At 41.9% G+C, this 21,117-nt stretch carries 17 protein-coding genes and 3 tRNA genes; 1 reads left to right on the top strand and 19 read right to left on the bottom strand.

Annotated elements, in window-relative coordinates; genetic code table 11:
* The 10 genes from E0D70_RS14000 to E0D70_RS13955 all read right to left on the bottom strand — a co-directional run bounded on the left by E0D70_RS14000 (nt 1) and on the right by E0D70_RS13955 (nt 13,078).
* A complete protein-coding gene (locus tag E0D70_RS14000; RefSeq protein ID WP_240537145.1) occupies nt 1-2,847 on the bottom strand; it encodes a heavy metal translocating P-type ATPase in 2,847 nt (948 codons plus the stop codon).
* 9 nt (nt 2,848-2,856) lie between these two features.
* Nucleotides 2,857-3,285, bottom strand: a complete 429-nt coding sequence (locus E0D70_RS13995) for a MerR family DNA-binding protein (protein ID WP_133012912.1) — start codon at nt 3,283-3,285, stop codon at nt 2,857-2,859.
* Between the two features lie 178 nt (nt 3,286-3,463).
* On the bottom strand, nt 3,464-4,753 hold the full coding sequence (locus E0D70_RS13990) for an NAD(P)/FAD-dependent oxidoreductase (protein ID WP_133012911.1): 1,290 nt from the start codon (nt 4,751-4,753) through the stop codon (nt 3,464-3,466).
* Between the two features lie 79 nt (nt 4,754-4,832).
* Complete coding sequence (locus E0D70_RS13985; RefSeq protein WP_133012910.1) at nt 4,833-5,282, bottom strand: YaiI/YqxD family protein; 450 nt, start codon at nt 5,280-5,282, stop codon at nt 4,833-4,835.
* A gap of 151 nt (nt 5,283-5,433) precedes the next feature.
* A complete protein-coding gene (locus E0D70_RS13980; RefSeq protein ID WP_133012909.1) occupies nt 5,434-7,083 on the bottom strand; it encodes an electron transfer flavoprotein-ubiquinone oxidoreductase in 1,650 nt (549 codons plus the stop codon).
* A gap of 58 nt (nt 7,084-7,141) precedes the next feature.
* The gene (locus E0D70_RS13975) at nt 7,142-8,911 is read right to left on the bottom strand and encodes an acyl-CoA dehydrogenase family protein (protein ID WP_133012908.1); all 1,770 of its coding nucleotides are present in this window, start codon (nt 8,909-8,911) and stop codon (nt 7,142-7,144) included.
* Between the two features lie 140 nt (nt 8,912-9,051).
* The gene (locus tag E0D70_RS13970; protein ID WP_133012907.1) at nt 9,052-10,119 is read right to left on the bottom strand and encodes an AraC family transcriptional regulator; all 1,068 of its coding nucleotides are present in this window, start codon (nt 10,117-10,119) and stop codon (nt 9,052-9,054) included.
* 101 nt (nt 10,120-10,220) lie between these two features.
* On the bottom strand, nt 10,221-10,574 hold the full coding sequence (locus tag E0D70_RS13965; RefSeq protein WP_133012906.1) for a hypothetical protein: 354 nt from the start codon (nt 10,572-10,574) through the stop codon (nt 10,221-10,223).
* A gap of 64 nt (nt 10,575-10,638) precedes the next feature.
* Complete coding sequence (locus E0D70_RS13960) at nt 10,639-11,070, bottom strand: cytochrome b562 (protein ID WP_133012905.1); 432 nt, start codon at nt 11,068-11,070, stop codon at nt 10,639-10,641.
* Between the two features lie 139 nt (nt 11,071-11,209).
* Complete coding sequence (locus E0D70_RS13955; RefSeq protein ID WP_133012904.1) at nt 11,210-13,078, bottom strand: methyl-accepting chemotaxis protein; 1,869 nt, start codon at nt 13,076-13,078, stop codon at nt 11,210-11,212.
* A 122-nt stretch (nt 13,079-13,200) separates the two neighbouring features.
* Between E0D70_RS13955 and E0D70_RS13950 the strand changes: the two genes are divergently transcribed.
* Nucleotides 13,201-13,500, top strand: a complete 300-nt coding sequence (locus tag E0D70_RS13950) for a hypothetical protein (protein WP_133012903.1) — start codon at nt 13,201-13,203, stop codon at nt 13,498-13,500.
* On the opposite strand, the gene E0D70_RS13945 is transcribed toward E0D70_RS13950, so the two are convergent.
* The 9 genes from E0D70_RS13945 to E0D70_RS13905 form a co-directional block, all read right to left on the bottom strand.
* Nucleotides 13,497-15,965, bottom strand: coding sequence for a Lon protease family protein (locus tag E0D70_RS13945; protein WP_133012902.1), 2,469 nt, complete (start codon nt 15,963-15,965; stop codon nt 13,497-13,499). The genes E0D70_RS13950 and E0D70_RS13945 overlap by 4 nt on opposite strands.
* 195 nt (nt 15,966-16,160) lie before the next feature.
* Nucleotides 16,161-16,967 (bottom strand): TatD family hydrolase, encoded by an 807-nt coding sequence (locus tag E0D70_RS13940; RefSeq protein WP_133012901.1) that lies wholly within the window; start codon nt 16,965-16,967, stop codon nt 16,161-16,163.
* A gap of 7 nt (nt 16,968-16,974) precedes the next feature.
* A complete protein-coding gene (gene holB / locus E0D70_RS13935; RefSeq protein WP_133012900.1) occupies nt 16,975-17,916 on the bottom strand; it encodes a DNA polymerase III subunit delta' in 942 nt (313 codons plus the stop codon).
* The gene (gene tmk, locus E0D70_RS13930; protein WP_133012899.1) at nt 17,917-18,555 is read right to left on the bottom strand and encodes a dTMP kinase; all 639 of its coding nucleotides are present in this window, start codon (nt 18,553-18,555) and stop codon (nt 17,917-17,919) included.
* The gene (gene mltG / locus E0D70_RS13925; RefSeq protein ID WP_133012898.1) at nt 18,552-19,601 is read right to left on the bottom strand and encodes an endolytic transglycosylase MltG; all 1,050 of its coding nucleotides are present in this window, start codon (nt 19,599-19,601) and stop codon (nt 18,552-18,554) included. Before mltG ends, tmk begins: the two co-directional genes overlap by 4 nt.
* Nucleotides 19,588-20,412, bottom strand: a complete 825-nt coding sequence (gene pabC, locus E0D70_RS13920; protein ID WP_133012897.1) for an aminodeoxychorismate lyase — start codon at nt 20,410-20,412, stop codon at nt 19,588-19,590. The genes mltG and pabC overlap by 14 nt, the downstream gene beginning before the upstream one ends.
* 336 nt (nt 20,413-20,748) lie before the next feature.
* A tRNA-Glu gene (locus tag E0D70_RS13915) sits at nt 20,749-20,824 on the bottom strand.
* Nucleotides 20,825-20,886: 62 nt separating this feature from the next.
* Nucleotides 20,887-20,962 (bottom strand) — tRNA-Glu (locus E0D70_RS13910).
* Between the two features lie 70 nt (nt 20,963-21,032).
* A tRNA-Gly gene (locus tag E0D70_RS13905) sits at nt 21,033-21,107 on the bottom strand.
* Nucleotides 21,108-21,117 lie beyond the last annotated feature (10 nt).

The raw sequence follows: 21,117 nt of genomic DNA, 5'->3' as shown, positions 1-21,117 counted from the left end.
CTATTTATTTTGAGCATCAGAAGATGAAAGATTGGCTTTAAACCGACGTAAGCGGTTAGCATTCGCGACCACGGTAATGGAAGATAAAGACATGGCTGCGCCAGCTATGATTGGGCTAAGCAACCATCCAGTAAAGGGGAACAGTACCCCAGCCGCCAACGGAATTCCTAGGCTGTTATACGCAAACGCTCCCCATAAATTTTGTTTTATGTTTCGTAATGTCGCTTGGCTTACTTCGATGACCTGAGCAACGCTGGCTAAATCACTGCGAATTAAGGTGATGTCTGCACTTTCCATTGCCACGTCAGTGCCAGCACCCATGGCAAAACCCACGTCTGCTTGTGCCAATGCCGGCGCATCGTTAATACCATCGCCTATCATGCCAACAACCTCGCCTTTGGCTTGGAGTTTACGTACCCACTCAAGTTTGTCGTTAGGCATTAATTCTCCATGGAAATCATCAATAGCCAGCTTGTTCGCTACCAAGGCTGCGCTATTATGATTGTCTCCTGATAACATGATGACTTTAAGACCCGCTTGTTGAAGTGTCTTAATCGCACTTGCTGAGCCAGATTTTATAGGATCTTCAATACAGAAGACCGCCAATACTTGATCGCGATCTGCAAGATAGACTTGCGTACTCGCGGCGTATTGTTCATCGATGCTGTCCAGTTGAGAAAAATCAATATTCTGCTCTTTTATTAGCGCTTGGTTACCTAAGAAATAGATCTGGCCTTGGATAGTCGCTTTTAAGCCACGGCCAACAATAGACTCAAATTGCGACGTCTCATAACTGTCTTGGCTGGTTAATTCAGCATGATTCATCAAGGCATTGGCCAATGGGTGATTCGCCCCTTTCTCTAAAGAAGACACTAATTTAGCAAGGTGTTCTTCATCGGCGCCAGCCGCCAGTATTTGATGCACTACTTTAGGTTTGCCTTCTGTAATAGTGCCGGTTTTATCCAACACTATAGTGGTTAGCTCGCTGGCTCGTTGCAATGACTCGCCATTACGAATCAAACCTCCATACTCGGCAGCCTTGCCGACCCCGATCATAGTTGAAATGGGGGTTGCTAAGCCAAGCGCACAAGGGCATGCAATAATTAAGACAGAAACAGCCGCAACCAACATATGGACAATGACAGGAGATGGGCCAAAGTTAAACCAAGCTAATGCCGCCAACGTTGCCAACATCATGACACTAGGAACGAAAACAGAAGACACTTGGTCTGCTAGACGACTAATCGGTGGTTTTGAATTTTGCGCTGTGCCAACCATATCAATAATCTGCGCCAACAAGGTATCTGACCCTATGCCGGTTGCTTTATAGGTTAATGAACCTTTGCCATTAATGGTCCCTGCTGAAACTTTATCACCGGGACGCTTCTCGATTGGCAGCGGTTCGCCTGTCAACATAGCCTCGTCGACACTCGACTCCCCTTCGCTAACCACGCCATCAACAGGAAATTTTTCACCTGAGCGAACTCGTATAATATCGTTAATTTGGATCTGCTCAACCGCAAGAGAGATTTCTTTACCTTCTCTCATTACTATGGCTATTTTAGGGCGCAGGTCTAATAAGCGACGTAATGCTGCACTGGTTTTCCCTCTTGCTCGCACTTCTAGCGCTTGGCCTAAATTAATCAGACCAAGAATCATTACACTGGCTTCAAAGTACAAATGACGTGCGTTTTCAGGGAACACACTAGGGGCAATAATAATCGCCATGGAATACAACCAAGCACTGATCGTTCCTATGGTGATCAGGGTATCCATGTTCGACTGGCGGGATTTAAACGCTCGCCATGCACTGCGGTAATAGTTTTTTCCGGCTACGACCATCACCAATAAAGTTACCAGGCCAATCAGCCCCCAACTTAATCGCTGATATCCGGTGTCGACCATCATATTGCCGCCCAATAAACCATACAGCATTAGAGGAATACCCATAACCAAACCGAGTACGGCATAGTTTCGTTTATCATGGAATTCTTGCTGTTCGTTTTTTTGACGATCTTCTTCTGCTTGATCAACGTCTTCGATCAATGACGCACCATAGCCGGAAGATTCGACTGCTTTAATCAAGGCATCGGCATCCGTCAAAGAAGACACTTGAGCCGTACGGCTCGCAAAATTCACTTCCGCTTTTTGCACCCCAGAGACATTATCCAACGCTTTTTGAATTGTGTTTACACAACCAGCACAAGTAATACCAGTTAACGAAAATTGGTATTTTTGAGCGTGCTCATTATTGATTTCACTAATGTTCGATTGGTTTGCTTTTGTACTCTTGTCTGGGGTGATTTCTGAGTTTACTAGCGTTTGCTCTTGTGGCTGAAGCTGTTCAACATAATCGCCAAAATACTCATAACCCGCCTCAATTATGGCATCACCAATCGCTTGCTGAGAAAGCGAAGAGATAACATCAAGGTGATTCTCTTTTGGTGTGCCGACAACTTGTGCGCCTTTGTCTAAGCGTTGAATGCTACTGCGTATCTTGCCAACACACTTCTGACATGACATGCCTTCGACCGCCAGTTGATAGGAATTGGGTAAATGGGCTTGTTCTGTCGAATCTACACGGGCTTCTGGACCCTCAAAATGGCCTAATGTCTGGTAACCTGCGTCACGAATACACGCTTCCACTTGCTCTTCTGGAAGCATGGTTTGCACTTCAAGGCGATTCTCTTTTGGTGTTCCCACAACCTGTGCGTTGACATCTTTTTGTTGAATTTTTTGTCTCACTTTCGAGACACAACCTTGGCAGGACATACCACCAACGGCTAGGTCCAAGGTTAAAATATGGGGCTCATTGGTGTGGGCTAATTTTTCATTAATGTCTGACATATTGTCTCCTTAGTGATCACTACCATGATCTTTTTTGTCTTCCCAATCTTCGATTAAACAGCAAATAGAATGGCCGTCTGGTGTACCATTCGGCATACTTTCCCAGTTTGATAAAGCCGCTTCCATGGTCGCTAAATGCGCTTGTAGTTGTGCTATCTTGGCTTTGGTTTCAGGGACTTTCTTTTGCAACAAATCTCGTACCATAGGACAAGGAGAATCTCCGCTATCAGCCTGATCTAGGATCTCTTCAATTTGTTTCAAACTGAAACCTAACGTGCGTGATTGCTGTATAAACTGCATCCGCGTGAACGCGGTATTATCATAAATCTGATAACCGTTATTCGGGTCTCGTTGCGCTTGAATCAACCCTAAACGTGTATAGTGACGAACAGTTTCACTTGTCACATTGGCTTTTTTGGCGAGATCAATAACACGCATAAGCACTCCTTCATTAAACCTGATAGTAACTATTGTAAAACCTATTGGTAACACATAGGTCAAGCCTTCGCATTAAATCGAATGCACCTCATTAGTTAATACACATTTGAATAGAGATAAGAGGGATAGGCAAAAAAAAACCGACTCATAAAGTCGGTTTCGTAAGTAGCATTAATGTCTAATGCAATTTTAATTTTGGTTTAACGACTTTACCAATCTTCTGTGCCGCCATGATGATGGTTGCTTTAAACCATCCATGAATAGCAATAAGGTGCAATCGGTAGAGAGAGACATAAACAAAACGAGCAATGCGGCCTTCTACAAACATGGAGCCGCCCATTAAATTACCCATTAAGCTGCCAACCGTACTGTAGTTGCTCAGATTGACCAAAGAACCATAGTCTTTATAAATATATTCTTTAAGTGATTCACCTTTAAAAGATGCCTGGATATTCGCATAAACTAAAGATGCCATTTGATGCGCAGATTGCGCACGCGGTGGAACAAATGAGCCATCAGGTTGCTCACAAGCACAACAATCACCGATAACATATACATCATCAAAATTTAACGATTGAAGCGTACCTTTAACAATAATTTGATTGCTACGATTAGTGTCGAAGCCATCGATATTCTTGATAAAGTCTGGTGCTTTTACGCCTGCGGCCCATATCATAAGATCTGCGGCAATAAGCTTATCCTCAGCGGTTTGAAATCCATCCACATCTGCGCGAACCACTCGTGTATTTTCACTAAGCTGAACGCCTAAGCGGATGAGCTCTTTTGACGCAAGATTGGCTATACGATCAGGCAGTGCTTGAAGAATTCGGTTACTCGCTTCCACAAGTTCAATATGCACGCGTTTACCAGACATTTCAGGCATACCATATGCTTTCATTAAATCTGCTACGTGGAATAACTCAGCGGATAATTCAACCCCTGTAGCACCACCACCTACGATGGCAATTTTAAGCTTAGTATCTGGACCTTCTTGATAAACTCGTAAAAATTGATTAAGTAACGCTTGTTGGAAACGCTCCGCTTGTTTATGTGAATCTAAGAAATAACAATGCTCTGCGACACCTGGCGTACCAAAATCATTACTGACGCTACCAACAGCCATGATAAGTATATCGTAGGAAAGACTCCTTTCAGGCAATATGAGCTGGCCTTTATCATCACTTAATGAATCAAGTGTAATATTCTTTGTGTCTGGATCGACTCCAGTGACTGTACCGAGCTGAAACTGATAATGGTGTTTTGCCGCATGAGCTCGGTAGTTAACACCATCGTTATTAATATCAATAGACCCTGTTGCCACTTCATGAAGAAGAGGCTTCCAGATATGTGTACGGCTGCGATCAACTAAAATAATTTCTGCTTTACGCTTTTTACCTAATCCATGACCTAAGCGGGTAACCAATTCCAAGCCACCTGCACCACCGCCAACAACAATAATTCTCTTCATTTAAAAACGCCCCTATAACTGAATAATCAGGAAAGCACTCACAAAGCGCTTTCCTGATTATTCATTGAAACCATAGAATTTATTTTGCTCGCTGTGCCAACACTTTATCAAGTGTATTCGCAAACGCCTTCCTATCTTGCTGGTTAAAAGTTGAAGGGCCATCTGTTTGAACACCGGAAGAACGCATTTGCTCCATAAAATCCCGCATGGCCAAACGTTGTTTGATATTCTCACGCGTATATAATTCCCCTCTAGGGTTAACAGCCAACGCGCCTTTCTCAATAACCTCTGCGGCTAAAGGAATATCTGCGGTTATTACCAGATCAGGTGTTGCTACGTGTTCCACGATATAGTTATCAGCCACATCAAAACCAGAACTCACAACTCTTCTTTCAATCCATTTGGAGGGAGGTATAGCAATTGCTTGATTAGCAACAAGAATACAGGGTATTTCAACTCGCTCAGCGGCACGAAATAAAATGGTTTTGATGACGTTCGGACAGGCATCAGCATCAACCCACAGTCGCATAAATATCCCCTTAGTATAAAAATCTATTATTGATCAGTCGGGGTATTAAATCCAGCAGCGAATGAAAACATATGGGCCGCAAATAGCGACCCATATGTCATAGTCAGGAAGTTTGGATATGAACCTATTGAGTACAGGCTGATAGAAAGCATTACATATTAGGGTAATTAGGACCTCCGGCCCCTTCTGGCGTGACCCAGGTAATATTTTGAGCCGGATCTTTAATATCACAAGTTTTACAGTGGATACAGTTTTGAGAATTGATCTGAAAACTCGAACCCTCTTTACTTTCAACTACTTCATAGACACCAGCCGGACAATAACGCTGAGCAGGCTCAGCAAACTTTGGCAAATTCTGTTGAATAGGTATCGACTTATCGGCCAGTACTAAATGGCATAGTTGGTCTTCTTCATGGTTAGTATTAGATAAAAATACTGACGATAATTTATCAAAACTTAACTTTCCATCAGGTTTCGGATAATTTGGCGCAGTATGCTTTTCAGCAAGTTCCAAGCTGGCGTAATCAGGCGTCAGATCTTTAAAGGTAAAAGGCAAGCGTCCAGAAAACATATTTTGATCTAACCAGTTATACGCCCCACCCCAAAATGTTCCAAGAGAATGCATTACAGGAACGAAGTTACGAGCCTGCTCAAGTTCTTTGCCTAACCAAGAGTTTCTAACTATTTCATCATAATGAGCAAGATCGGTCGATGTAGACTCTTTCTGCAAGGCGTCGCATATAACATCGGCGGCTAGCAGCCCACTTTTCATTGCGGTATGAGTGCCTTTGATTTTTGCAGGGTTTAACGTACCAGCATCACAACCTACCATTAGGCCGCCAGGAAAACTCATTTTTGGCAAAGAAGCCCAACCACCTTTAGCAATGGCTCTAGCACCATAAGAGACGCGTTTAGCGCCTTTTAGATGACCTGCTATCAGAGGGTGATGTTTATAGCGCTGGAACTCGTCATAAGGACTAAAATAAGGGTTCTTATAATTTAGATCAGCAATAAGACCGACGACCACTTGATTGTTTTCTAAGTGATAAAGAAAACCACCGCCACCCGCTTCTTTACCAAGCGGCCAGCCTGCGGTATGAATAACGGTACCCGGTTTACTTTGTGCTTCAGGCACATCCCAAAGCTCTTTAATACCAAGTCCATAATGCTGAGGAGCCTTACCTTTATCAAGGTCAAAATGAGCAATAAGTTCTTTACCCAAATGACCACGACACCCTTCAGAAAATACGGTGTATTTGGCTTTTAACAACATGCCCGGCATATAACCATCTTTATGCGAGCCATCTGCTGCAACGCCCATGTCACCGGTAATAATACCTTCTACATCGCCGCTTTCGTTATAAGCAATGTGTGCTGCAGAAAACCCTGGGAAAACTTCAACACCCAAGGATTCAGCTTGCTCGGCTAACCATCGAGATAAATTACCAAGGCTAATGACATAATTGCCTTCGTTATGGAGTGTTTTTGGAATCATCCAATTACTTAGTTTATGTTTGGCTGATTCAGAACCTAACCAATATAATTCATCAACGTTTACTTCGGTGAGTAACGGCGCACCCATCGCCTTCCAATCGGGAAATAATTCAGCTAGCGCTTTGGGGTCAACCACGGCACCGGATAAAATATGCGCGCCAATTTCTGAGCCTTTTTCAACCAAGCAGACACTAAGTTCTTGTTTATTCTCTTGAGCTTTTTGCATCAAACGACAAGCAGTTGAAAGCCCCGCTGGGCCTCCACCTACGATTACTACATCAAACTCCATAACTTCTCTGTCTGTCATAACATCTCCTACAGCAGGCTTAGCATTTTTATTATTCTACGGTATTGTGGTGTGAGAACTATCTTGAAAAACTGTTTTCATTCAGCTCGTCGATAGATCCTTGTCCATTAATGACTGTATAAGCCTGATATTTAGCACGTTCTAAAATATGATCGCAATAGAAGTCTGCTGATTGTTTCCAAGATTGCTTCTGCTGTTCACTGAATGCGGCATTTTTCTCACTCAACATTTGTGCTCTAGTTTGCAACCAGCCGCCAATCACATTGCCCATCATCATCATATAGGAATACGCAGAGCCTGTTCCCAGATTGGAATCTTTGTTCATAGCCTCTAAACATTGGTGAGTTGCTTGTTCTGCCAGTTCAATCGTGGCTAACACTTTTTTCGCATTAACGCTGGCCGCGCCCATGGCCAATTCTTCAAGCTCAATTTTCATTTCTGAAAATAAAGCGCCCATGGCCGCTCCTTTATCTGAAAACAACTTACGGCCTATTAGGTCAATTGCTTGAATACCGTTTGTACCTTCATAAATAGGTAAAATTCTAGCATCACGAGCGTGCTGCGCTACACCTGTTTCTTCAATAAAACCTACTCCGCCATGCACCTGAATAGCTAAAGATGTAATTTCCTGAGCTTGCTCAGTAATCCAGCCTTTCACAATCGGAGTCAACAGTGCGCTGCGTGTTTTAGCAATCGTCTTATGGTCGCCATCGGCTAAATGCGATACATCATTTTCTACCGCAGCAAAGTAAATTAGTGAGCGCATGGCATCGATCTGAGACTTCATGGTCATCAACATCCGTAACACATCAGGATGCTCAATAATGGCTGCTTTCCCAGAGCGATCTGGTTTCATACCTTGCTTACGTTCTTTGGCATACTCTAATGCTTGTTGATAAGCGCGTTCTGCAATGGCTAAGCCTTGCAAACCAACACCCTGACGAGCATTGTTCATCATGGTGAACATGGCCTTAATGCCTTCGTTTTGCGCACCAACTAGATACCCAATCGCACCATCATTATCGCCAAAACTCATGACACACGTAGGCGATGCATGTATCCCCATTTTATGTTCTACAGACACAACCTGAACATCATTACGGTCTGCTGGATTGCCTTCAGAGTCTAATAAAAACTTAGGAACAATGAATAGCGATATCCCTTTTACACCCTTAGGGGCATCAGGAAGACGAGCTAAGACCAAATGAATGATGTTGTCACTCATTTGATGATCACCCCAAGTGATGAAGATTTTTTGACCTTTAATACGATAAACATCGCCATCGGGAGACGCTTTACATGCAATGGCGGCCAAATCAGTGCCTGCAGAAGGCTCTGTTAGGTTCATTGTGCCAGTCCACTCACCGCTTAACATTTTCGGTAAGTAGGTATCTTTCAGGGTCTCGCTCGCGTGAGAGCTGATTGCTTCGATAGCACCTTGGCTCAATAAAGGACATAGCGAAAAAGCAAGATTAGCGGCTTGAACACCTTCGTTTACTGCGGTCGCAATACTAGAAGGTAAGCCTTGACCACCATATTCAACTGCACCAGAAAGAGAACCCCATCCCCCTTCACAGTAGCTACGATAAATGGCTTTGAAGCCCGTTGCTTCAAACACATCACCGTTTTCAACTCGGGAGCCTTCTTGGTCTCCAGACCAGTTTAGCGGAGCAATAACCTGTTCGGTTAGCTTACCCGCTTCTGTTAAAATCGCTTCAAGCAAGTCGTCATCAAGACCGCCTTCAATGTAAGGGTCCAAGCGATCGAAGCGAGCCACCTGTTGTAGCGTAAAAAGAATGTCGTTTAGGGGATATAGATAATCGCTCATTTTTTATTCTCCGGTAATTTGTCCGAGCTGATGCATCTTTATATCATGGTAAAAGTAAGCAAATCACTCAATAACATTTCAATCCGTTATTCATGACAAAAAAAACCAATATGAAATAAAATTGCTCACAACATACCGTTTTATATACTTTTCATAGAATGGTAGAACTTCAGAAATTCATCACTTTTTCGATATTCACCCGGCGTCATTCCAGTCCATTTTTTGAATGAGCGAAAAAAAGCACTGGGTTCATCAAATCCCATTAATGCCGCGATGTCATTAATACTCAGCTGTGGGGCATTCATGTAGGTAATGGCCGCCTCTTTACGACATTCGTCTTTAATTTGCTGGTAGGACGTTTTTTCATCATTAAGTCGACGCCTTAGAGTAGAAACACTCATATTGAGCGCGCTCGCCACTTCATCAGCACTCGGCATCTCTCTTGAAAAGTCTTTACCTAACATCGCCATTACTTGAGATTTTAAACTGTTATCATTTTCAACCATCACTAACAATTGGTACGGTGCTGTTTTCAGGAAGCCCCGTAAACTGTCTTCTGTTTGAACAATGGGCATATCGAGGTAACTAGCGGGGAAAACAAGGGCATTTGCATGTTGATTAAATTTAACCTCCGATTGAAACAAGGTTTTATAGTATTCAACGTCATTAGGTCGTTCGCTGGTAAAATACGCCGCTTTTAAATTTAATCGTCGGCCAATTAACCAACATATAAAATGATGCCACATAGAAAGTGTGGTGCGTAATTGCTCTTTGGATTCTGGAACAACCAAATCGTTAATGTTTGACTCTGCTGATTCGATCGGGGCGAAAGTGACCATTGCAAAGCGCCCTTTTTTGATCAACACAGGTTTGATTGTCGGACCACGGCAAATATCGTAAAAATCACTGCACCGGTACATTGCATGCGCCAAAGTACGCGCATGAATGATACATAGACACATCATACGAAAAGTTCCATTAGGCACTTTACCACCACTTAACATGCCAAATGACTCATCTTGCACAAGCCACATAATACGTTGGTATAACATGCCATACTGGTAAGCAGGAAAATGAGTATTTTGTTCAATATCTGAGCGTGAAATTTCCAAGCTTTCTAATAATGCATTGCTGTCTAAGCCTTGATCCTCGACGGCCTTCAACAAATAACGCACACTTGACATAGGAACAGACGCTTTCACATTCATGTTACAACTCATCCCGTATAGATAATTCTTATTGTAATGGATAATTTGGGTATAAAAAAAGGCTGCAAAAGCAGCCTTTTTTATATTTTACAGATATTTGCTTAATTCTCTTCAGAGAAAGCAGACAACAATTCATCAACAGACAAATCTTCAGTTTCCTGATTTATCCCAGATGTTAATGTCGGCTTAATAAATTCGGGTTCTTTCTCTTCTTTAGGTTTCACGAACACAAAACGACGTGGACGTGCAACTGCCTGTGCCGCTTCTTTTGCAGGAAGCAGCCCAAGTCTATCAAGCTTCTTAGTCGCTTGCTCTTTGCGTTCCTTGGATTTCTTTACTTTAAAACGGCGAGTCGATGATGATTTACGAGCTTTATTTTGCTCTTTCATCATTTCCTTTGAACCTGTTTTTCCAAGTTTACCGCGCATGCTGCGTGATTTTTTAGTACGAGCCATAATTACCTCTCTTTATCGCGCAGCATTGTAACAGTCAATTCAAGCGAGGTCATCAATTAGACGATTAGCAATCCGCTTTAAACGTACTGTGCCCTATCTGTCTTTGCTTGCCAATCTGTCCTAGCAAGGTTTTCACTTTATCAGAGTCATTATTTTTTAATGCCATTTCTAAAGAAGAGAAGACGTTAATGGTATCGTCAATCACACTTTGGTATTTAGCCGTTTCTTTTGCAAGCTCATCACCTGCCAATTTTTTCTCAGTAAATAGATAAGGCGTTTGTGTGCGAGCATCTTTGAACAAAGCAATGACTTGCTCTACGTTCTTAGTCGCTTCTGCGCTGTCTCCCGCTTTCAGATTGGATGCCATACCTTTTAATTGTGTTTTAATGTTTTCCATATCGTGATGTAAAGGGCTAACCTCACAAACACCGTGCGCAAACACATTAGTCGATAACGCTAAGGTAGCGAGTGCGCCAATAAAAAGACGTTTGTACATTAAAAATTTCCTCTAGCCGGGGGGCAATTATAAAATTTAGCATTACTATTTATTATGTATGATATCAAGAATCTACCTTTTTCATTGCCTAAATACAAATAGAAAAGCGAGACTCAGTAGGATCCAACAAGATTAATTGTTAAAGAGTAAATCTTGCGATTTGCTGCTCTAATCGTTGTGCTAATTCCGCTAAGGATTCAGCGCCTTTTGCACTCTCATGGGACTCTATTGCTAACTTATTAGCGATTTCTTTGATTGATAAACTATTATTTGAAATATCACTGGTAACAATATTTTGCTCTTCTGCAGCACTCGCGATTTGCAACGACATATCACTAATACGTTGCACCGAATTTTGAATTGCTACCAGACTTTCTGCCGCCGAAATCGCGTCTTTAACCGAGTTATTTGCAGTTGTTTGGCCCGACACCATGATCCCCACTGCTTTTTTAGCCGTATTATTCAAGCCATCGATCATTTCCTTGATTTCTTCGGTGGAATTTTGTGTTCTTTGCGAGAGTACCCGTACTTCATCAGCAACCACAGCAAAACCACGACCTTGCTCTCCTGCTCGCGCCGCTTCTATGGCAGCGTTTAATGCTAACAAATTGGTTTGTGCAGAAATGTTCTGAATAGTCACCAAAATCCCGCTAATGCTCTGAACTTGCTGATCAAGATTACCAATAATATTCGAGGCATCATTCACTTGTATGGCTAATTCACTAATTGACTCTTTACTTTTTACGACTTGATTAGCGCCTAGCTTACTATTCTGAAAGGCTTCTTTAGAAGCATTTGCTGTGCTTTCAGCGTTTGAGGCAATTTCATGTGTCGCAGTAGACATTTGACCTACTGCTGTCGCTACAGCGGTAATTTCATCTAATTGAATGCTGAGATCCAAAGATGATTGAGAGGTTAATCGATGAGAATCCTGTGCTAAATTATTAAGATTAAATGATAACACTTTGATTTCACTAATAATGCCCGCCAAAGTTTGTAGAAAACCATTAAAATTGCGCGCCAAATGACCAATTTCATCGTTACTATTTTCTGGAATACGAGTGGTTAAATCGCCTTGTCCATTATTCATTTGCGCCAACGCTTGGCTGACTTGATCAATACCACTCAACAATTTTCGACTAACCAGCCCCATAACAATGCTGACTAGTAAAGCGGCTATAACCATGGCAATAATCAGAGAGATTAATAGGTTGTTCAAAGGCGCCATTGCGGTCGCTTTGTCTAGTTGGAAAAAGATAATCCAATTCGTATTTGGAACAGCAACACCTGCCACTAACACAACACCCTCTGCAGAGGGAACTTCGACCAGCTTTCCATTTCCTTTATCGACAACACTCACGCCATAACCCAAAGACGTTTTCATATTTTTGAGCGTAAGTTTTTCATTAGGATGAGCAATAATTGTTCCTTCGCTTGTGGCTAAAAACACACGGCTTTTGTCCATCAATTTAACATTGAGAATACTTTTAACTAGACTCGTTAAATTGATATCCGCACCAATCACACCTTTTATTTCGGCACCATCTTCAACCTTCTTGGCTGCCGAAATAACCAATTTTCCTGTACTAGCATCAACATAAGGTTCTGTATATTCAACCTTGTCTGACCCAAGTGCTTTTGTATACCAAGGGCGAGTTCGTGGGTCGTAGTCTGCCGGTAAAGAAGCATGATGGCTTAATACCATTTTCCCATCTGTCGTTCCAATGTAAGCCAAGTCGAAATTACCAGATTTTTCAGCTTGTAAAAGTGCGCCAACCGTCACATCATGGCTAATAAAGTGATCACTTAGACCATTAATGGTCGATGTTTTGCCATGAATCCACTCTGAGATAGTTCGAGATTGTCCTTCTGCAATCGATGACACCTGATTATTTAGGCCATCTACTAGAGTATTCTTTAGTTGAAAGTAACCAAAAGAGCCGACAATTAACGCAACAATGATGGCGGAAGCGAATACCACCAGTGAGAACTTACGCTGTAACGTCATAACACAATCTCCGAAGTAATTTGGACAATAAGTAGAGCCACCGACCTTTTGCTTAAAAATAGCAATACGGCCCACCCCTTTATGATTTGATTTAATACAGTAAACGATAGGTTTTATAGGTTATGTACAGTGTAAAAGTTCGATTACTAGCTACCCTTTTAACGTTAATAATCAGCTCACCATCATGGTCTGAGTCTGAATGCAGCGATTACGATGCGAAAACCGCGGCAAACAAAGTGACTGAGAAGTTCATGGCTGGTAAGGTTTTTCATCAAGCTGAAGTGTTAAAAGTCCATAGACCTAGCAAACAAAAAGAGATCGCCAGCTACATAAAAGCAGGCGATCTCTATTACACTGTTTTTTCATTAGTTAACGGTAAGTGCACAGTCAAAATAATGAAGCGAACTAACGGTAAATACTAAACTTTGTTTGACGACTTATCTTGATGTGATTTTTTTTCCGTTGGTTTAGCATCACTTTCATTTTCGTCGTCATCCTCTTCTTCTTCGTCCTCATCACCTAGTTTAGAAATTTCTTCTAAACGCTCAATCACTTTGGCAGAGATAGTTCCTTCTGGGTACTCACCATGTTCATCTGCAACGCCAGGTTCCATTCCCGTTAGCAAATGTAACGCTTCATCCGCGGAAGAAATGGCATAGACATGGAATTGTCCGGCCTTTACCGCATCTACAATTTCGTCACTGAGCATTAGGTTATTCGCGTTTGATTTAGGGATAATTACCCCCTGTGTACCACTCAAGCCACGTGCATTACAGACATTAAAGAAGCCTTCAATTTTTTCATTTACCCCACCAATTGCTTGAATTTCACCGTATTGGTTTAACGAGCCAGTAATAGCAAGATCTTGACGCAAAGGTATTTGGATCAGCGCAGAAAGCAGGCAACATAGTTCAGCGGTTGACGCACTGTCACCATCTACATAACCGTAACTTTGCTCCATCGCGATTGAAGCAGAAATATCTAAGGGATAGCGTTGTGCATATTTATTACCGAGATAACCCGATAAAATAAGCACACCTTTCGAGTGAATATTTTGACCTAGATTAGACTCGCGCTCGATATCAATGATGCCTTTTCCGCCCGGATGCACTGTAGTGGAAATACGTGCCGGCGCACCGAAGCTACTATCACCAATTTGCATTACGGTCAGGCCATTAATTTTCCCCACCGCATGACCGTGACTTTCTAGCAACACAGTACCTTCAATGATTTCTTCAATGATCTTTTCACTGACACGTCCAGTTCTGTGTTTTTTAGCTTTCAAAGCGCGAGCAATATGATCTTCAGTAATATTTTCTTCATGGGCCATTTCTCGAACAAAGTCAGCTTCGCCTAATAATTCGAAAACATCACCAATCTTAGCCGCCATTTCGTTCTGGTGTTCCGCTAAGCGACTACTGTATTCGATTAAAGCGGCCACGCCATTGCGCGTCACATTCGCATATTCTTCTTTGTCGATTCGATCTTTCATCAAACGAGCAAAAGCCAATTCGGACTCTTTTGTGCGCTTTAGAGTGTCATCGAAATCAACAAGAACACGGAACATTTCTTGAAAATCTGGATCAGCATCTTGCAGTAGATAATAAATGTCTCTTGAACCAATTAAGACAACTTTCACTTGCAAAGGAAGATCTTGAGGGGCCAAGGTCGTCGTATTCATTAAGCCCATATCTGCGTATGGATGCTCAATTTTTAACGATTTACTCTTCAAGGCACGCTTCAAGGCTTCCCACAAATAGTGATCTGTTAATAGTTTTTCAGCATCAAGAATTAAGTAACCACCGTTCGCCGCGTGCAAACTGCCAGAACGAATTAAGCGATAGCTTGGAATCAGCATACCTTGATCGCTACTGTATTCCACTTGTCCGAATAAATTACGATACGTTGGGTGAGATTCATAAACGACTGGCATACCGCCGTCTGGTTCATGAGTCACAGCTACGTTTGGTAAATAGAGTTCTTCATACAATTGACGACGACCGGCTTCATCTCGATTTTCCGAAACCTTATCATCCGCCACTTGATCCATAATGGTTTTATCTAAGTCTTCTCGCATCGCTTTCAAATAAGCCGTGACGGCATCATGCGCTGCGTGCTCTTCAAACATGGGAGCCATTAAAGGATCTAATGCTTCATTGACCGTATCAAGATTAAGTTGACGCAATTGCTCGTAAGTCGCCCGTTTCCAAAGTGGTAAACTTAATAGCTCTTCGTTCAGTAAGCTTTCCAGTTTAGATACGGACTCTTGAAAAGCATCACGATCTTCATCACTTAAACCAGCAAAGTCATTCTCTTCGATTGCTTTGCCGTCTTTCATTGGCGCAAAGCTAACAGAAGACGCATCACGAAACATAGCAACGCCAATTTTTACCGCAACACGTTCGACTTTATTAATCGCCGACTCATATTGCTCATTAAAAGCTCGGTCAATAGCCCCTTTTTGTTGCTGATAAGAAGGGTTTTCAAACGCAGCAGGAAACGTCACCATTAAGCCATCAATAAGCGCGCGTATTTGCTTTTCAAAAGCGGCCGCATTACCAGGAGCAAACTCAATGGCTTTAGGTCGGTGTGTTTCAGTGAAATTATTAATATACGCCCATTCATTAGGTGGCGTACGACGTTTGGCTTCACTTTTAAGATAACTTAATACATACGATGAACGACCCGTTCCAGAATCACCCATGGCAAATATGTTATAGCCTGGACGCTGCATAGCAACGCCAAACTGAATCGCTTCTACCGCTCGTTCTTGCCCTAAAATGCCACTTAATGCATCAATATCTTTGAGGGTTTCGAATGGAAGATGATCTGCCGGTACTTTTGCCGACAAGGCTTGATATGGAAGTGGGGTAACCATACTTGACATCAATGAGCTTCCTTTAATAAAACAAGCTGCCTTTTTGGTCAGGCTTGCGAAAGAAGAATGTCTTCTTTTCCGTTATATTTTAAATTTATAATCTCAGACTAACACCCTTATTTACCAATCACCTATACGCAAAAGGTAAACTAAAGAGGTTTCTAGACAATTCAATTCACTTTGATTAAAAAACAATCAAACCAGCTAGGTTGATTCAGTGATTCGTTGTTCAGCATTCGCTTTTGTAAAAACACGATGGAAATTTTCCGCCGTAGCTTCTAATAAAGCCTCATACCGAATACCTTTTATGTCAGCGACAAACTGAGCAACATCGGCCACGTATTGCGGTTCATTTTTTTTACCACGATGTGGCACTGGCGCTAAATATGGAGAATCGGTTTCAACAATCAAAGAGGACAATGGCAGCTTTTTAACCGTCTCTTTTAACACTTGCGCTGTTTTGAAGGTGACTATTCCAGAAATTGAAATCAAATAGTTTTCATCCAGCGCCTCTTTCGCCATAGCATAATCTTCTGTAAAGCAATGCAATACGCCAGCAGTGTTTGGATTACCATACTGACGAATCAACGACAAAGTATCTTCTTTGGCATCACGCGTATGAATAATAACCGGTAAACCTAATTTGCCAGCCGCCGCTAAATGATGAGAAAAGCTTATTTTTTGCCTCTCATGCACTTCGGCATCTTTTTCATAAAAGTAATCAAGACCCGTTTCACCAATGGCAATAATTTTCTCATGTTGAGCAAGCGACATTAGGGCATCAGGAGACGTAATAAGTCCTTTTTCATGCAATGGATGTACACCACAACTGGCAAAGATGCCTTCGCGCTGGGTAAAGCCAAGAATAGTATCCATGTCTTCCAGATTTACCGCGATACTGAGCATTTGCTTCACACCCTTCTGAGCCGCCGCATCAATCGCGCCATTAATATCTCCGTTATAGGGTGTTAAATCCAGTTTGTCTAAATGGCAGTGAGTGTCAATTAACATAAAAATGTCACCATTGATTTAATTCGTATGTAAGTTGTATGGTCGGATTAAGGTTGGTTTTTAAAAGATCCGATTTCATTTTTTGCAGACTTTGATAACGCTGCATAATTTGCTGAATGCCCATGCGGCGCATGATGACCGGATACACCTCAAATAAAGCAGAAGGTAATTCCGCCCCAGCAGAATGATTAATACACTGGTGCAAAATAGCAGCCAAACCATTGCAATAATCTTCAATATTGGTGTTACTAACGCCCTTTAATACAACGTCTGTTCCTTGTTCACCAAGCAACATTGTTTTAAGAGCGCTTGGTAATCCTGTATAGATGGCGGTTTTTTGCTGCTTTTCAATATCAATAAGACGAAATGGTTGAGTGGTTAACCAAAACAACGTGCTCAATTCATCCCCATCTGGCTGCCCACTTAACCAGTTTTTCACCTCATCAATGTTTGGCGTCGGTACATTGACCAATAAACATCGACTACGAATAGTGGGTAATAAACTGCTCGACTGGGAGCTTGTGAGTACGAAGTAAGTTTGGTCCGCTGGCTCTTCTAATGCTTTTAATACCGCGTTGGCGGCGTTAATATTCATTGCCTGAGCGTGAGTGATGAGCACTACTTTATTGTTACCAACTTGCGGTTTTTGGCTAATTTTCTGCGTTAATTGGCGAATATGGTCGACTTTTATCGTCCCTTCCTCACCATCTAAAATACGGAAATCTGGGTGTGTGTTCGCCGCCATTAACTGGCATGAATGACAGTAACCGCAAGCGGCCGCCTGATCCAACTCTTCACACATTAAATCTTTGACCATAGCGCGAGCCAGCACTTCTTGACCAACGCCATCAGCGCCTGTCACTAATAAAGCATGTGACAGTTTCTTTTGCTTTTTTAAAGCCTGTACTTGATGTAATGAAGCGGTAAGCCAAGGAGCGATGTCTGTCATCTAAATACTCTCTTCCCAGGTAGACTTAAGGGCATCTAGTGTCGATATAATTTGCTCACTGACACTGCTAAGGGACTGGCTAGCATCAATTATTTTTATCCGTTCTGGTTCAGATGAAGCCTGCTCTAAAAAGCCTGCTCGCACTTTTTCATGGAAAACAATAGATTCTTTATCTAGGCGGTCTGCATTTTTTCGTTGAGCAACCCGCTCTAAACCTATTGATACAGGAACATCTAATAATAGCGTGGCATCAGGCCTGTCATCCCCAACAACCCATTTAGTAAGTGTATTAAGTATCTCTAAATCGCCACCACGAGCTTTACCTTGATAAACAAAAGACGAATCAATAAAGCGATCACTAATGACCCAAATATTATTCTTCAATGCAGGGCGAATTTTTTGAGACATATGCTGCGCTCTTGCGGCGAACATCAGCAGGAGCTCCGTCATATCATCAACGGTTTCATCACGCGACGCCAATATTAGTGCGCGAATATCTTCAGCCAATGCCGTGCCACCTGGCTCACGAGTAACAATAAAATCGATACCTTTTGACTCTAACCAGGCTTTAATGCATTCAATAGCGGTTGACTTACCACTTCCTTCACCGCCCTCTAAAGAGATAAATTTACCAGTCATTTTGAATTCTCCTTAGAAGTAGACTCTGGACTCGATTTATAATCTGCTCGCCTATGATATTTTTGATACTTAGCCACCGCTTTATTATGCTCTTGTAATGTTCTGGAAAAAGCATGAGTGCCATCGCCTTTGGCAACAAAGTATAGCGATGTCGTTTTACCTGGGTTCAAGGCCGCGATAATGGCCTCTTTCCCAACATTGGCAATCGGCGTTGGCGGTAGCCCAAAGTGTAAATACGTATTATATGGAGACTTGGAACGAAGGTCTTTTCTAGTCAAGTTACCATTAAAATTTTCTCCTAAACCGTAAATGACGGTAGGATCTGTTTGTAAGCGCATTCCCTTTTGTAAACGATTTACGAAAACACGTGAAATCAATGGTCGCTCAGAAGGCTCCCCTGTTTCTTTTTCTATGATAGAGGCCATGATGAGTGCTTCGTATGGGGTTTTATAAGGCAACCCCTTTTCTCTTTTATCCCATAAAGAGGTCAATGTCTGGGTTAGCAAACGATGAGATTGTTGCAAAATACTGAAGTCTGTATCGCCTTTATGATATTGGTAAGTGTTCGCAAAAAATTGCCCTTCTGGATTACTGACGTCCAAAGAGAATTTCTTAGAAATTTGTTCATTAGACAAACCTTCCAACGACATTGTTATATTATTTTTTGCTGACATCGTTTCTAAATAATAACGAAGCGTTTTGCCTTCTAATAAGGTTACTGAATAAACAATGGATTTTCCTGAGTCAAAAAGAGCCATTAAGTCTAATAAATTCATTCCAGATGTTATCGCGTATTCTCCTACTTTAGGAATCCACTCTGGATGCAATTTGGTTACAATTCGTACTAATATGGGATCTAAAACCCAACCTTTATTGCTCAGTTCTTCGCCAATTTGATAGGATGTATCCCCAGCATGAATAGAAAAACGCTGTTCTTTTGCCAGTTCTATAGGCGCAGTAATGGCGTAGTAAATGGCAGCAGCTACAATAGCTCCTAAAGAAACGAATAAAACAAAAAATCTGATAAACCATTTAATAAACGTCATGCACATCCTTAGTTTGCATCAGCTGCTGTAATTGTTGAGTGTGAACGCCAATCGGCATGGATGACCCTAATAGAGATATCACCGGAACAATACCCATCAAACTATTTGTAATAAAAATTTCATCGGCTTGTTTAAGTGTGTGTAAAGGGAAGTTTCCTATTTCAGCATGATAGCGTGTTTGATCACTCAATATATGGTGACGAAAAACACCTTGAACCCCTGCTTGACTCAACGACGGCGTATACAAGACCCCTGCTTTAAACCAAAAAATATTACTTTGAATACATTCAATCACATAACCATGACCATCTAGCATCACATCTTCAAAATGCTGATCGTCTAACTTTTGCTTGGCCAATACGTTTTCAAGACGATTTAAGTGTTTCATCCCTGCTAAAAAGGGGTTTTCACTGACAGGAACATCAGATACACCAAGAGCGACTCCACGATTTTTTTGCACCTGGTAATCTGGTGCATCGGCAAGACCTATCAAAATGGTATATTGGCATTCTTTAGGAGGTAAATACCCTCGACCACCCTCACCTCTTGTGACAATGATTTTCACCACGGATTCTTTGTTAACAAGAGGCAGAATAGAATCGTGTAGAAAAAAACGTAGCTGAGCCAATTGCGCGACTGAATACGGCATAGCCAGTTTTTTTAAACCGCGACTAAGGCGTTCAATGTGTTCATCTAGATATTCAAATCCAGCGGAAGATACTTTAATCGTCTCAAAAAGACCATCACCGTAGGCTAAACCTCGGTCAGATGGAGAAATTAAGTCTTGTTGATAATTAATAAACCATTGCATGGAGACGAATAAACTCAGAATAAAAACGGTGGGCTATGATAGCGTAAAAGTCACAAGCCTCCCAGAGAGCTTTGGGCTTAAAACAAGACAATCTGATACATAGATAGCGGAGGTATAAAACAGCTTTAGCGTTAAAGACTAATGTATAAAAATAATCTGAAAATATGAGTGTTTTAGTTACAACATTAACGCAAAGAGGGGTATAAAAATTAAAAAAACAAGATAGGTGAGATTATAAAAACCTCAAATAGAAATAGCCTTGGAATCACGATGAAACCACTGCTTTAATGACGTCTTAGTCTGAAAGAAATCAGATAAGAAAAGTCTTAACAAAATTGGCGTCCCGTAGGGGGTTCGAACCCCTGTTACCGCCGTGAAAGGGCGGTGTCCTAGGCCTCTAGACGAACGGGACACAACTAGCTTTTATAGTGCTATAACTCACGATTCATATAATATTATTCTAATAAATTAGAATGGCGTCCCGTAGGGGGTTCGAACCCCTGTTACCGCCGTGAAAGGGCGGTGTCCTAGGCCTCTAGACGAACGGGACACAATTAGCTTTTTTAGTGCTATAACTATTTACTATGACACTTTGTCAGTCACATCGTCTATTAAGAAGATGGAGCGGGAAACGAGGCTCGAACTCGCGACCCCAACCTTGGCAAGGTTGTGCTCTACCACTGAGCTATTCCCGCATTATGTACA

The organism is Marinomonas flavescens (assembly GCF_004352835.1).
GTDB lineage: Bacteria > Pseudomonadota > Gammaproteobacteria > Pseudomonadales > Marinomonadaceae > Marinomonas > Marinomonas flavescens.
This window is presented reverse-complemented; position numbering and strand designations above follow the sequence as displayed.